Origin of the sequence: Mesorhizobium sp. M1403, assembly GCF_040317695.1 — a bacterium.
Taxonomy (GTDB): Bacteria; Pseudomonadota; Alphaproteobacteria; order Rhizobiales; family Rhizobiaceae; genus Mesorhizobium.
The window spans coordinates 496,076-509,677 of the sequence record NZ_JAMYKY010000001.1 but is presented as its reverse complement, the minus strand read 5'-3'; the positions used below and the strand labels follow the sequence as shown (position 1 = coordinate 509,677).

The following is a 13,602-nucleotide window of genomic DNA, read 5'->3' as shown; positions in this document are numbered from 1 at the left end:
CTACACGTTGTTCAGAAGGTCATGTCCCGGCGCGAAGCCAGGATTTTTTGCAGGACGGCACAATCTATATCCGTCGGAACCGGGCGCTCGCCGGTGACGATAGGCAGGAATTCGGTGTCGGGAATGTCGAGAAGCCTCTCATATTGGTCGATTTCGTCGCCGGTCAAGGCGCCGATCTCGGCATCGGCGAAGCTGCCGAGTATCAGGTCCATCTCGCGCATGCCGCGGTGCCACGAACGAAACAGAAGCTTGCGGCGGCGGGTATCGAGCCCCTCGCTTGATCGAGTCGTTCCGGTCATCGTGCAACATCCTTGCCCAGGCGGCGCATATAGCGTGGATAGAAGGCGGTGTCAGCCTTGCGCTACGGCCGGCGCAACATAAGCTGACATCATGCGTCCCTCCCTCCTCGATCCGCTGTTTGTCCCGATCACCTCGCTTGCCGGCGTCGGGTCGAAGGTTGGCGCATTGATCGAGAAAGTCGTGGCGGCGGATCTCGGCGACCGGGCAGCGCGCGCCGGCGACCTCTTGTTCGTGCTGCCGCATACTGTCATCGATCGCCGCAACCGGCCGGGCATCGCCGGTTCGGCCGAGGGCGCAATCGTCACGCTCGATGTGCGCATCGACCGCCACCAGCCGCCGCCGCGCGGCAACAGATCGGTACCCTACCGGGTCTACGCCCATGACGAGACTGGCGAGATCGCGCTGACCTTCTTCCATGCCCATGCCGCCTATCTCGAAAAAGCGATGCCCGTAGGCGAGCATGTCGTCGTCTCGGGCCGCATGGAATGGTTCAACGGCCGCCCGACCATGGTTCATCCCGACCATATCGCACTTGCCGGCGACGCAGAAAACCTCCCATTGGTCGAGCCGGTCTATCCGCTGACCGCCGGGCTCTCGGGCAAGGTGCTGCGCCGGGCGATTGGCCAAGCGCTGGCCCGCCTGCCGGTGCTGCCCGAATGGCAGGACGGCGAGTTCCGCCGCCGCCACGCCTTTCCTGCTTTCGGCGATGCGCTCACCCGCGTCCACAATCCTGCCGACCCGATCGACGTCTCAGTCGACGGCGCAGCGTGGCAGCGCCTTGCCTATGATGAGTTCTTGGCCGGCCAGGTATCGCTGGCGCTGGTCCGGGCCAAGGTCCGCCGATTATCGGGCCGGCCACTCGTCGGCGACGGCCGCATAGTCGAACAACTGCGCGCGGCACTCCCCTATTCGCTGACCATGTCGCAGGAAATGGCGCTTGCCGAAATCAACGCCGATCTTGGCGACCCCGAACGCATGCTGCGCCTTTTGCAGGGCGACGTCGGCTCCGGCAAGACGGTGGTCGCGCTGCTTGCCATGGCGCGTGCCGTCGAGGCAGGCGGCCAGGCGGCATTGATGGCGCCGACCGAAATCCTGGCGCGCCAGCATCTCGCAACGATTGCGCCGTTGGCGGAACGGTCCGGCTTGCGCGTCGCCATCCTCACCGGCCGCGAAAAGGGCCGCGAGCGCGCCGACACGCTGACCGGGCTGGCCAATGGCGACATCGACATCGTCGTCGGCACCCACGCGCTGTTCCAGCAAACGGTGACGTTCCATGACCTCGTGTTCGCCGTCGTCGACGAGCAGCACCGTTTCGGCGTCCACCAGCGCCTTGCAATCACCGCCAAGGGCGATGCGCCCGACATGCTGGTGATGACGGCAACGCCGATACCCCGGACGCTGGTGCTGACTGCCTTCGGCGACATGGACGTGTCGAAGCTGACGGAAAAGCCGGTCGGCCGCCAGCCGATCCGCACCGTCACCTTGCCGCTTGAACGGCTCGACGAACTGATCGGCCGCATGCTCGACGCTGTCGCCGATGGCCAGAAAATCTACTGGATCTGTCCGCTGGTCGAGGAGTCCGAGGAGATCAAGCTGATGTCGGCCGAGGACCGTTTTGCCTCGCTGAAGCCGCTGTTCGGTGATCGGATCGGCCTGGTGCATGGCCGCATGAAGGGCGCCGACAAGGACGAGGCGATGCGTGCCTTCAAGCAGGGTGATACGCGCATCCTGGTCGCCACCACGGTGATCGAGGTCGGCGTCGATGTGCCTGACGCGACAATCATGGTCATCGAGCATGCCGAGCGTTTTGGCCTTGCCCAGCTGCACCAATTGCGCGGCCGGGTCGGGCGCGGCGACAAGCCGTCGTCCTGCGTGCTGCTCTACAAGGATCCGCTTGGCGAGATGGCCAAACGCCGGCTGTCGGTGATGCGCGAGACCGAGGACGGCTTCCGCATCGCCGAAGAGGATCTGAAGCTGCGCGGCGAAGGCGAGTTGCTCGGCACCCGCCAATCCGGCACGCCGGGCTTCCAGGTGGCGCGTATCGAGGCGCATGCCGACCTGCTCGAGGCCGCCCGCGACGATGCGCGGCTGATCCTGTCGCGTGATCCGGAACTGCAGTCTGAACGCGGCACGGCGCTGCGCCTGCTGCTCTATCTGTTCGGCCGCGACGAGGCCGTGCGGCTCCTGCGCGCCGGCTGAGGCATCGCGTCGAGTGGCGGATTGGCGAGCGTGCCGTGGATCTGTTCGCCGTTCACCGTCACCATTTTGACGGCTGGCGCCACCAGGCCGGCCGACACGATCAGCTTGGCTCCGTCCTCGATCGTCATGTCGAGCAGCACGATGTCGGATTTCGGTACATACATCAGAAAGCCCGTAGTCGGGTTAGGCGTACACGGCATGAACACCGCAATCAGCGGATCGCCTTGCTGGTCGAGCTTCTGGTTGATCTCGGTTTCCTTCTCGCTGGCGACGAAGACCAGCGACCAGACCCCCTTGCGCGGATATTCGACCAACCCGACCTGGCGGAACATGTCGCCCTTGTTCGACAGCACGGTCTCGAAAATCTGCTTCAGCGAACCGTAGATGCCGCGCACCAGCGGCATGCGGCCAAGCAGGCGCTCGCCGAAGTTGACGATGGCGCGACCGACGATATTGGCTGTCAGGAAACCGATAAAGGTGATCAGGATCAGGGCAACGATCAGCCCAAAACCCGGCACTGGAAACGGCAGGTAGGTGTCCGGATTGTAGCGTACCGGGATGTAGGGTTTCACCCAGGAATCGACCCAGCCGATAAGCGACCAGGCAATGTAGGCGGTGATCGCCAATGGCGCGCAAACGACGAAGCCGGTCAGGAAATAGTTTCTCAGCCGGGTCATGCCTGAGGTCTTGAGAGCATCCGACATGGTTCACCGCAGCGTGTGTTTGCAACGCGACACTACTGAACCCGAAGGCGCTTTGGAATTGCGAAGTTTTTAAACGAGACCTATTCCACCGTTACCGATTTCGCCAGGTTGCGAGGCTGGTCGACGTCCGTGCCCATGAACACGGCGGTGAAATAGGCGAGCATCTGGATCGGCAGCGCGTAGATGATCGGCGAGATGATTTCCGGCACGTCCGGCAAAACGATCGTCTCCATCGTCTTCACCGTAGCGTGTGCAGCGCCCTTGCTGTCGGTGATCAGGATGATCTTGCCGCCGCGCGCCGCCACCTCTTGCATGTTCGACACCGTCTTTTCGAAGATGCGGTCGTGCGGGGCGATGACGATGACAGGCATGTTCTCATCGATCAGTGCGATCGGCCCGTGCTTCAGCTCGCCGGCGGCATAGCCTTCGGCGTGGATATAGGAAATTTCCTTGAGCTTCAGCGCGCCTTCCATGGCCAGCGGAAAATTGGTGTCGCGGCCGAGGTAAAGGACATTCTTGTAGTGCGAGAGGTCGCGAGCGATCTTTTCGATCTGCCCATCGAGCTTCAGCACCTGGTTGGCGTAACGCGGCGCTTCGGATAGCGCGCGCACGAGTGTCTTCTCCTGCTCGGGCGAAATGGTCCCACGCGCCATACCAGCTCGCACCGCCAGCGAAGCCAGCACGGAGAGCTGGCAGGTGAACGCCTTGGTCGAGGCGACGCCGATCTCCGGGCCGGCCAGTGTCGGCAGGATGACGTCGGATTCGCGCGCCATGGTCGATTCGCGCACATTGACCACAACACCGATCTTCATGCCGGCCTTGCGGCAGTAGCGCAGCGACGCCAGTGTGTCCGCCGTCTCGCCCGATTGCGAGATAAAGAAGGCGGCATCGGTCTTCGACAGCGGCATCTCGCGGTAGCGGAACTCCGAGGCGACATCGATGTCGACCGGCAGCCGCGCATAGCGCTCGAACCAGTATTTGCTGATCAACCCGGCGAGATAAGCGGTGCCACAGGCCGAAATCGCCAGCCGGTCGATCTTGGCGAAATCGAATGGCAGGTCGAGCGGCTTCGAGACGCCACCGACGAAATCCACATAATGTGCCAGCGTGTGCGAGATCACTTCCGGCTGTTCGTGGATTTCCTTTTCCATGAAATGGCGCCGGTTGCCCTTGTCGACCATGAAGCTCGTGCTGAGCGACTGCTGGCGTTTGCGGTCGACCTTGTTGCCGTCCATGTCGAAGATGGCAACGTCGTTGCGGCGCACTACCGCCCAGTCGCCGTCTTCCAGATAGGTGATCGAGTTGGTGAACGGGGCAAGCGCGATGGCGTCGGAGCCCAGGAACATCTCGCCATCGCCATGTCCGACGGCCAGCGGCGGGCCATTGCGGGCGCCGACGATCAGATCCTCGTCGCCCTTAAACATGATGGCCAGCGCAAAGGCGCCTTCCAGCCGCTTCAGCGCCTGATGCGCGGCCTCGACCGGCTTCAGGCCCCTGGCCAGTTCGCGCGCCACCAGATGGGCGACGACCTCGGTGTCGGTCTGCGAGGAAAACGTATAGCCGTCGCGGATCAACTCATCGCGCAATTCGGCGAAATTCTCGATAATGCCGTTATGGACGATGGCGAGCCCGTCGGAAAAATGCGGATGCGCATTGGTCTCGTTCGGCACGCCATGCGTTGCCCAGCGCGTGTGGCCGATGCCGATCGTGCCACCGAGCGGTTCGTCCTTCAGCCGGCGCTCGAGATTGATCAGCTTGCCTTCGGCACGGCGACGGGCGAGATGGCCATGATCGATGGTCGCGACGCCGGCCGAATCATAGCCGCGATATTCGAGCCTTTTCAGCGCATCGACGATAAGCGGCGCGACCGGCGAGTTACCGACTATTCCAACGATACCGCACATGGCGCTTCCCCCGACTCTGACTTCAAACCCGGCACTATTTAGAGACTGCCTGGCGACCGCGAAAAATCACATTCCATTTCGTCCGGTATCAGCCGGACTATCCTGCACAGATGCACCATCACAGAGCGCTCTTGCAATCCGGTTACTGCAATTGCTCAGTTTCTCCGCTCATATATCCTATCTCGCCTCAAAGGCTCCTGAAATCAGTCAAAGACATGATGCGGCCATGAACGAACGAATTGACACGGTGACACTTTGGCGTCCGGTTGGGCCACGCGAACTGGAGTTGATCCAGAGTTCAGGGATGCGCGCCTTTCCTCCTCGACTTGCCGATCAGCCGATCTTCTATCCGGTAACGAGCGAGGCCTATGCCACCCAGATCGCCCGAGACTGGAATGTGCCCGCGAGCGGATCAGGTTTCGTGACCCGTTTCGAGGTGCGCCGCAGCTTTCTGGACCGTTACAGCGTCCAGCATGCCGGCAGCCGGGCGCATCTGGAATACTGGATCCCGGCCGAAGACCTGTCCGCCTTCAACGATGCAATCGTTGGGGAAATCCAGCTTGTCGCTGAGTTCCGTTAGGCTATCCTTTTTTGTGGGCAGCCGCGGCCGAAGCGAACCGTTCGCGCAACTCCTTGCCCTTGCCGGGCAGAGTCCGCTGGCGGGCACGGCCGAAGGCCAGTGCATCGTCGGGCACGCTTTCGGTGATGACGCTGCCCGAGGCGATGTAGCCGCCCTTGCCGATCGACACCGGCGCCACCAGCGAGGAATTCGAGCCGATGAAGGCGCCCTCGCCGATATCGGTGAAGAATTTCGAATAACCGTCATAATTGCAGGTGATGGTGCCGGCGCCGATATTGGCGCCTGCGCCGATGCGGGCATCGCCGATATAGGTCAGGTGGTTGACCTTGGCGCCCTCCTCGACGATCGCTTGCTTTACCTCGCAGAAATTGCCGACCTTGGCTTTGTTTCTCAGATCGGCCCCGGGCCGCAGCCGCGCGAACGGCCCGACATCGCAATTCGACGCGATGGTTGCGCCTTCGATATGGCTGAAGGCATGGATCTTGGCGCCCGTGGCGATTTTCACGCCCGGCCCGAACCAGACATTGGGCTCGATGATCGTATCGGCGCCGATATCGGTGTCGTGCGAGAAGAACACGGTTTCTGGCGCAATCAGCGTCACGCCGGAAAGCATCGCTTCATGCCGCCGGCGCGCCTGCCAGATGCCTTCCGCCTGGGCAAGCTCGGCGCGGTTGTTGATGCCGAGGGCATTTTCGAAACTGGCTTCGATGGCGACGACATCAAGTCCTTGCGCAGCGGCGATCTCGACGATGTCGGTGAGATAATACTCGCCCTTGGCGTTCTTGCTGCCGACTTGATCGAGCAGCTTCAGCGCATGCCTGCCGGCGACCGCCATCAGCCCGCCATTGCAGAAGGTGATTTTCTTCTCCTCGTCCGAACAGTCCTTCTCCTCGCGGATGGCGACGAGCTTGCCGGCCTTTTCGATAAGCCGGCCGTAGCCCGAAGGATTTTCCGTACGGAAGCCGACCACGACGACAGCCGCACCTTCGGCCAGCTTCAGCCGCGCCGCCGCCAGTGCTTCCGGATCGATTAACGGCGTGTCGCCAAACATCACCAGGATGTCATCATAACCCCTTGATATCGCTGCCCGCGCGGCAAGCACGGCGTGCGCGGTGCCGAGGCGCTTTTCCTGAACAAAAGTCTCGACCTTCGGCGCGAACTTGAGTGCCGCCTTGCGCATCTCGTCGGCGCCACGGCCGATCACCAGCGCCAGATCACCGCTGCCGGCGGCTTCAGCCGCCTTGACGACGTGGGCAACCATCGGCAGGCCGGCGATTGTGTGCAGCACTTTCGGCACCGCACTCTTCATGCGCGTGCCTTCACCGGCAGCGAGGATGATGGACAGGCAGGATCTCTGGCTCATGGGGACAGCAACCGTTGAAAGGAGTCTGGAATCGAAGCGTTAGTAGCACCGGCGCCATGCTGCACCAATGCGGTTAAATTCCGGTGAGACGGTGGAACCTCCAACCCGCGAGACGCTCAAGCCGATCGGCTCAGGCGGCTTCCGCCTCGTTGCGTGATGCGAAGCCGGGGGCTCGGCCACGACCGTATTGCCGTGGCGAACAGTTCATGACCCGCTTGAAGGCTGTGCTGAAGGCGCTTTCGGATTCGTAACCGAGCGACAGCGCGATGACGGCGACGGGATCGCTGGAATTCGTCAGCCGGTCGCCGGCCAGCAGCATTCGCCAGCGCGTCAAATAGTCCATGGGCGATGCGCCGACCGTCTCCTTGAATCTAAGCGCAAAGGTCGATCGCGACATGCCGGCCCGTTCCGCCAGCTCCTGTAACGTCCAGCCATGCGCCGGATCGTCGTGCATGGCGCTGATCGCCGCGCCCATCTGTTTGTCCGCCAGGGCAAAGAGCCAGCCGATGCCACCTTTCAATCCTTCCGAAAGATGCAGCCGCAGCGCCTGAACCAGCATCATGTGGGCGAGGTGCCGGATCACCAGAAAGCCGCCCGGTTGTGGCTCGCGCAGCTCCTGCATCATCCGCTCCACCGACCAGCGCAGCGCAGACTGGTCCGACTCTTTGCGGATATGCACAATGGCTGGCAGCATCCGCAACAGGATGCCGGCATGATTGCCGCCAAGCGCGAAGCGGCTGCTGACCAAAAAGAAATCACCGCCGCCATTGTGGGTCACGACACCGCCGGCTCGCGCTGGCGGAAAAATCTTGACGGCTTCAACAGGCGCCAGGCCCATGTCGCTTGCAAGGCGGAAAGGCCGTCCGCTCGGCAGCAGGAAACAGTCCCCCGTCTCAAGGTGCACTGCGTCGGCAACGCCCTCCACCGACAGCCAGCACCGGCCCGAGACCACCGCTCCCGTCTTGATGCTTTGCTGCTGGTCGGGGAACTGGATCGACCATTCACCACCTGCATCGAAGCCGGCCGACATATAGTTTCGCGGCTTCAGCAGCGAGAGCACATCTGAAAGGGGATCCATGGGTCATTCCGGACGATTGCGAAGATAATACGGACTTTACCGCATAGATCGTATTTTCTCAAGCGCCTATCACGACGTCACCGGGCCGCGAACATGGTCGTGGTCAGAAATGAACAAGGAGAAGTCGTGATGCGTGTTTTCGTTACCGGAGCGACCGGATTCGTCGGTTCTGCCGTCGTTCAAGAACTCATCGGCGTCGGCCATCGGGTGCTCGGCCTCGCCCGCTCGAATGCGTCGGCCAAGTCGCTTGCCGCCACTGGGGCCGAGGTGCATCGAGGCGACCTCGAAGACCTGGAGAACCTGCGCAGGGGTGCGGCAGCCGCCGATGCGGTGATCCACACCGGGTTCAACCATGACTTTTCGAAGTTCGCGCAAAACTGCGAAATGGACCGGCGCGCCATCGAGGCGATGGGCGGTGCACTCAAAGGCTCCGAGCGCCCCCTGCTCGTCACCTCCGGAACCGCGCTCCAGGCGCGGGGCCGTATCGCGACGGAGGAAGATGCGCCTGTCCCCGCTTCCGCTTCGTATCCCCGCGCCTCCGAAGCGACAGCCGCCGCGCTGGCGGCACGCGGGGTGTGCGCGTCGGTTGTCCGCCTTCCGCCGTCGGTCCATGGCCAGGGCGACCACGCCTTTGTTCCGATCCTCATCGACCTTGCTCGCAAGAAGGGCGTGTCGGCCTATGTCGGCGAAGGGCTCAATCGCTGGCCCGCCGTGCATCGGTTCGATGCCGCCCGCATCTACCGGCTTGCGCTCGAGCATGGCGCCGGTGGCGGGCGCTATCACGCGATCGCCGAAGAAGGCGTGCCGTTCAAGGACATCGCCGGCGTGATCGGCCGGCGCCTGAACGTGCCGGTCGTCGCCAAGTCCGCCGAAGAGGCCGGCGATCATTTTGGCTGGTTCACGATGTTCGCGGCGATGGATGTCCCGACTTCAAGCGAGCGAACCCGCGCGCTGCTGGGCTGGGCGCCGAGCGGACCCGGGCTCATCGTCGATATCGACCAGCCAAGCTATTTCGGAGGCTGAACGGACCACCTAGCTGTGGTACCTTGTGCCGCAGTTACGGCCTCGCGCCTCGGCCGGGCGGCAAACCTATCCCAATTGCCCCAGCACCGGAAAATTCTCGAGCAACCAATAGGACGCCGCCTGCACGCCGCCGGTCAGGAAAAACACGCCGGCCACGACCAGCAGCGCGCCGATGGCTTTTTCGACGCGGCCGAGATGGACGCGGAATTTCCCGAGAAAGCGCATGAAGGCGCCGGAAAACAGCGCCGCGACCAGGAACGGTATGCCGAGGCCGAGCGAGTAGGCGGCAAGCAGCAGCGCGCCCTCGCCCACCGTCTCGCGGCCGCCGGCAAGCGTCAGGATCGGCCCCAGCACCGGGCCGATGCAGGGCGTCCAGCCAAAGGCAAAGGCCAAGCCCATGACGTAAGCGGCGATCAGGCTGGCCGGCTTGCCTTGTGACTGGAAGCGCGCCTCGCGTGAAAGCAAAGGGATGCGCAATACGCCGAGGAAATTCAGCCCCATCAGGATGATCAGCACTCCGGCCGCCATTGCCAGCGGCTCCTGCCAGACCCGTAGCAGATGGCCGATAGTGGAGGCGCCGGCGCCCAACGCGACGAAGACGGTCGAGAAGCCGAGCACGAAGGCGATGGAGGAATTAACCAGCGCGCCTCGCGCGCCAGCCTTTGCCGCAATGCCGGCTTCGCCGCGGAAATCGTCGACCGACACGCCGGCCATGTAGCACAGATAGGGCGGTACCAACGGCAGCACGCAAGGTGACAGGAACGAAATCGCTCCCGCCCCGATCGCGCTGACATAGCCGACGTCCAATGCCATTTCCGTCTCCCGATGACTGCGCAGCCATATAGCCGCGACAACGGCCATCCGCCAATCACCATCGCGTGGCCCCAGCAAGTCGTCGCCCTCGCCTGGATCTATGGAAAACAGCCCGGGAAGAAAGGGCCGCCAGGCAGCGTTGATCAAACGAAGCGCGTTGTTCCGCGCGCTTTTTCGAATCATCCAAGGAGAAGTCCATGAAAACGATCGCAATCGGCATGGCCGCGCTTTTGCTCGGCACCGTCGTGTCCTACGCCGCCGAGGCGTGGAAGGAAGCAGAAGTCGGCGGCACCAAGATCTACACCGACGCCAGCGGCATGACGCTCTACACCTATGACAAGGACGAGGCCGGCAAGTCGAATTGCTACGACAAATGCGCCGCCAATTGGCCGCCACTGAAAGCTGACGCCAACGCCAAGGCCGAGGGCGAATGGACGATCGTCGACCGCACCGACGGCAGCAGGATGTGGGCCTATGAAGGCAAGCCGCTCTACACGTTCATCAAGGACAAGAAGGCCGGCGATGTCACCGGCGAGGGCGTCGGCGGCGTCTGGCATATCGCCAAAGCCGACTGAGCCTTGAGCCTCTGATCCGCTGTAACAGGCGGTAATACGGCTGGTCGCCGGGACGTTGACCCAACCACCCCGGCGGCCAGCTTTTCAGCACAGCAATTCCGTGCGACTGTCCGAGCAAATGCCGGGCTGCATATTGCGCAGTTCACAGCGTCTGTTCAAGCAGGGCTGGCGCGTGCTCGATGTTTCTCTTATATCCGCGGGAGAGTTTGTCCCGTTCTCCAGGATCAATTGCCGGGTTTGTCCAGCGATAGGCTGCCCATTTCCCTTGTCCAGGATTGCGGAAATCGCAAGGCGCGCCGTTGGGTTGCGCATTCGGTGCAGGGCCGCATTTTGACTGCTTGGCCTTGACCGGATGCAAAAGCGCGGCCATGTGAGCGACACATTGAATGAGATTTCGTCGCGCGCAGCGGAATTCTTCTGCCGCATCACAACTGATATGAGACCGTATGGACGTCGTCGTCGTCGAATCGCCGGCCAAGGCGAAGACAATTAACAAGTACCTGGGCAAGAACTACAAGGTTCTGGCCTCGTTCGGCCATGTCCGCGATCTACCGGCCAAGGATGGCTCGGTGCGCCCGGATGAGGACTTTGCCATGTCCTGGGCCGTCGACACCGCGTCTGGAAAGCGTCTCGCCGATATCGCCAAGGCAGTCAAGGACGCCGACGGGCTGATCCTCGCCACCGATCCGGACCGTGAGGGCGAAGCGATCTCCTGGCATGTCCTGGAAGTGCTGAAACAGAAGCGCGCGTTGAAGGACAAGCCGGTCAGCCGCGTCGTCTTCAATGCCATCACCAAGGCGTCGGTGCTGGAGGCGATGGCCAATCCGCGCCAGATCGATGCGCCGCTGGTCGATGCCTATCTCGCCCGCCGCGCGCTCGACTATCTGGTCGGCTTCACGCTGTCGCCGGTGCTGTGGCGCAAGCTGCCCGGCGCCCGCTCGGCCGGCCGCGTCCAGTCGGTGGCACTGCGTCTGGTCTGCGACCGCGAATCCGAGATCGAGCGCTTCATTCGCGAGGAATACTGGCAGGTCGCCGCCATCCTCGGCACGCCGCGCAAGGAAAATATCGAGGCGCGGCTGACCGCCTTCGAGCGCAAGAAGCTGCAAAAGCTCGACATTTCCAACAAGGCGCAGGCCGACGACATCAAAGCGATGCTCGAAGGCGCCAGCTTCAAGGCAGTGTCGGTCGAAGCCAAGCCGACCAGGCGCAATCCCGGCCCGCCCTTCACCACCTCGACGCTGCAGCAGGCAGCCTCATCGGGTCTCGGCTTTTCGGCCAACCGCACCATGCAGGTGGCGCAGCGGCTTTATGAGGGCATGGAGATCGGCGGCGAGACCACCGGCCTGATCACCTACATGCGAACCGACGGCGTGCAGATGGCGCCGGAGGCGATCTCTGCCGCACGCGATGCGATTGCCAAGGAATTCGGCCCTAAATACCTGCCTGAAAAGCCGCGCGTCTATTCCGCCAAGGCCAAGAATGCCCAGGAGGCGCACGAAGCGATCCGTCCGACCGATTTCATGCGCACGCCGGCTTCCGTCAGGCAGTATCTCGACGCCGACCAGGCGCGGCTTTACGAGATGATCTGGAAACGCGCCATCGCCAGCCAGATGCAGCCGGCCGAGATCGAGCGCACCACGGTCGAGATCGAGGCGATCAACGGTTCGCGTACCGCCGAGCTTCGTGCTGTCGGCTCGGTTGTTCGCTTCGACGGCTTCCTTGCCGCTTACATCGAGCAGAAGGAAGAAGATTCGGAAGACGAAGAAAGCCGCCGCCTGCCCGAGATCCGTGCCGGCGAGCAGCTCACTCGCGAGGCGATCAACGCCACCCAGCACACCACCGAGCCGCCGCCGCGCTATTCCGAGGCGTCGCTGATCAAGAAGCTGGAAGAACTGGGCATTGGCCGCCCGTCGACCTATACGGCGATCCTCAAGACGCTCGAGGATCGCGATTACGTCACCATCGACAAGCGCAAGCTGGTGCCGCAGGCCAAGGGCCGGCTATTGTCGGCTTTCCTCGAAAGCTTCTTCGAGCGTTATGTCGAGTACGACTTCACCGCTTCGCTCGAGGAGAAACTCGACGAAATCTCCGACGGCAAGCTAGCCTGGAAGGATGTGCTGCGCGATTTCTGGAAGGATTTTTCCGGCGCCGTCGCCGACATCAAGGAGCTGCGCGTCACCGACGTGCTCGATGCGTTGAACGAGGAACTGGCGCCGCTGGTGTTTCCCGCGCGCGAGGATGGCTCCAACCCCCGCATATGCCCGAAATGCGGCACCGGCAACCTGTCGCTCAAGCTCGGCAAGTTCGGCGCCTTCGTCGGCTGCTCGAACTATCCCGAATGCTCCTTCACCCGCCAGCTCGGTGACGCCGCCAATCCCAATGGCGAGAACGGCAGCGGCGAAGACGGCACCAAGGTGCTCGGCAAGGACCCCTATACGGCCGAGGAGATCACGCTGCGCAATGGCCGGTTCGGCCCCTATATCCAGCGCGGCGACGGCAAGGATGCCAAGCGCTCCAGCCTACCCAAGGGCTGGACTGTCGATTCGATCGATCACGAAAAGGCGCTCGCCCTGCTGTCGCTGCCGCGCGACGTCGGCAAGCATCCGGAATCCGGCAAGATGATTTCGGCCGGGCTGGGGCGCTACGGGCCGTTCGTGCTGCATGACGGCACCTACGCCAATCTCGACAGCATCGAGGACGTGTTCTCGATCGGCCTCAATCGCGCCGTCTCGGTGATCGCCGAGAAGCAATTGAAAGGCAAGGGCGGCCGCAATGGCGGCACAGCCGCTGCTCTGAAGGAGCTTGGCGAGCATCCTGCCGGCGGCGGCAAGATCGTCGTGCGTGACGGCAAATACGGGCCTTATGTGAATTTCGGCAAGGTCAATGCGACCCTGCCGAAGGGCAAGGATCCGCAATCGGTGACGGTCGAGGATGCGGTGGCGCTGATTGCGGAAAAGGAAGCCAAGGGCGGCAATGGCGGCAGAAAGCCGTTCCGCAAAGCGGCCGCGCCTGCGAAGAAACCAGCAGCGGCCAAAAAACCGGCGGCCAGGAAAAAGGGATAGG

Annotated in this window: 12 protein-coding genes; 5 read left to right on the top strand and 7 right to left on the bottom strand. The window is 62.8% G+C overall.

Translation table 11 applies throughout. The annotated features are described in order from the left end of the window. Positions 1-11: 11 nt before the first annotated feature. On the bottom strand, positions 12-299 hold the full coding sequence (locus NKH01_RS02590; protein WP_023720093.1) for a succinate dehydrogenase assembly factor 2: 288 nt from the start codon (positions 297-299) through the stop codon (positions 12-14). Positions 300-390: 91 nt separating this feature from the next. Between NKH01_RS02590 and recG the strand changes: the two genes are divergently transcribed. Beyond that, entirely contained in the window at positions 391-2,499 is a 2,109-nt protein-coding gene (gene recG, locus NKH01_RS02585) for an ATP-dependent DNA helicase RecG (protein WP_353018812.1), read from the top strand. Here the strand turns inward: recG and NKH01_RS02580 are convergent. Both NKH01_RS02580 and glmS read right to left on the bottom strand, forming a co-directional pair. Continuing rightward, a complete protein-coding gene (locus NKH01_RS02580) occupies positions 2,451-3,203 on the bottom strand; it encodes a DUF502 domain-containing protein (protein WP_353018810.1) in 753 nt (250 codons plus the stop codon). The two genes, recG and NKH01_RS02580, sit on opposite strands and share 49 nt — an antisense overlap. Positions 3,204-3,283: 80 nt before the next feature. Further along, the gene (glmS, locus tag NKH01_RS02575) at positions 3,284-5,107 is read right to left on the bottom strand and encodes a glutamine--fructose-6-phosphate transaminase (isomerizing) (RefSeq protein ID WP_023720095.1); all 1,824 of its coding nucleotides are present in this window, start codon (positions 5,105-5,107) and stop codon (positions 3,284-3,286) included. Between the two features lie 226 nt (positions 5,108-5,333). Between glmS and NKH01_RS02570 the strand changes: the two genes are divergently transcribed. After that, entirely contained in the window at positions 5,334-5,687 is a 354-nt protein-coding gene (locus NKH01_RS02570) for a hypothetical protein (RefSeq protein WP_031194321.1), read from the top strand. A 1-nt stretch (position 5,688) separates the two neighbouring features. Here the strand turns inward: NKH01_RS02570 and glmU are convergent, their stop codons facing one another. Together glmU and NKH01_RS02560 are read right to left on the bottom strand one after the other, a co-directional pair. Next, positions 5,689-7,050 carry a bifunctional UDP-N-acetylglucosamine diphosphorylase/glucosamine-1-phosphate N-acetyltransferase GlmU gene (gene glmU, locus NKH01_RS02565; RefSeq protein ID WP_353018808.1) on the bottom strand — a complete coding sequence of 454 codons (1,362 nt, stop codon included), beginning with the start codon at positions 7,048-7,050 and terminating at the stop codon, positions 5,689-5,691. A gap of 130 nt (positions 7,051-7,180) precedes the next feature. Further along, positions 7,181-8,128, bottom strand: a complete 948-nt coding sequence (locus tag NKH01_RS02560; RefSeq protein WP_352482204.1) for an AraC family transcriptional regulator — start codon at positions 8,126-8,128, stop codon at positions 7,181-7,183. A gap of 129 nt (positions 8,129-8,257) precedes the next feature. Here NKH01_RS02560 and NKH01_RS02555 point away from each other — a divergent pair, with 129 nt between their 5' ends. Continuing rightward, positions 8,258-9,151 (top strand): SDR family oxidoreductase, encoded by an 894-nt coding sequence (locus NKH01_RS02555; RefSeq protein ID WP_353018807.1) that lies wholly within the window; start codon positions 8,258-8,260, stop codon positions 9,149-9,151. Between the two features lie 66 nt (positions 9,152-9,217). Here NKH01_RS02555 and NKH01_RS02550 read toward each other — a convergent pair whose 3' ends face one another. Then, positions 9,218-9,964, bottom strand: coding sequence for a cytochrome c biogenesis CcdA family protein (locus NKH01_RS02550; protein ID WP_023720100.1), 747 nt, complete (start codon positions 9,962-9,964; stop codon positions 9,218-9,220). 197 nt (positions 9,965-10,161) lie between these two features. Between NKH01_RS02550 and NKH01_RS02545 the strand changes: the two genes are divergently transcribed. Beyond that, positions 10,162-10,539 carry a COG4315 family predicted lipoprotein gene (locus NKH01_RS02545; protein ID WP_353018805.1) on the top strand — a complete coding sequence of 126 codons (378 nt, stop codon included), beginning with the start codon at positions 10,162-10,164 and terminating at the stop codon, positions 10,537-10,539. A 142-nt stretch (positions 10,540-10,681) separates the two neighbouring features. Here NKH01_RS02545 and NKH01_RS02540 read toward each other — a convergent pair whose 3' ends face one another. Further along, on the bottom strand, positions 10,682-10,909 hold the full coding sequence (locus NKH01_RS02540) for a hypothetical protein (protein ID WP_023720101.1): 228 nt from the start codon (positions 10,907-10,909) through the stop codon (positions 10,682-10,684). Positions 10,910-10,985: 76 nt separating this feature from the next. Between NKH01_RS02540 and topA the strand changes: the two genes are divergently transcribed. Beyond that, positions 10,986-13,601, top strand: coding sequence for a type I DNA topoisomerase (topA, locus tag NKH01_RS02535; RefSeq protein ID WP_353018804.1), 2,616 nt, complete (start codon positions 10,986-10,988; stop codon positions 13,599-13,601). Position 13,602: the final 1 nt, after the last annotated feature.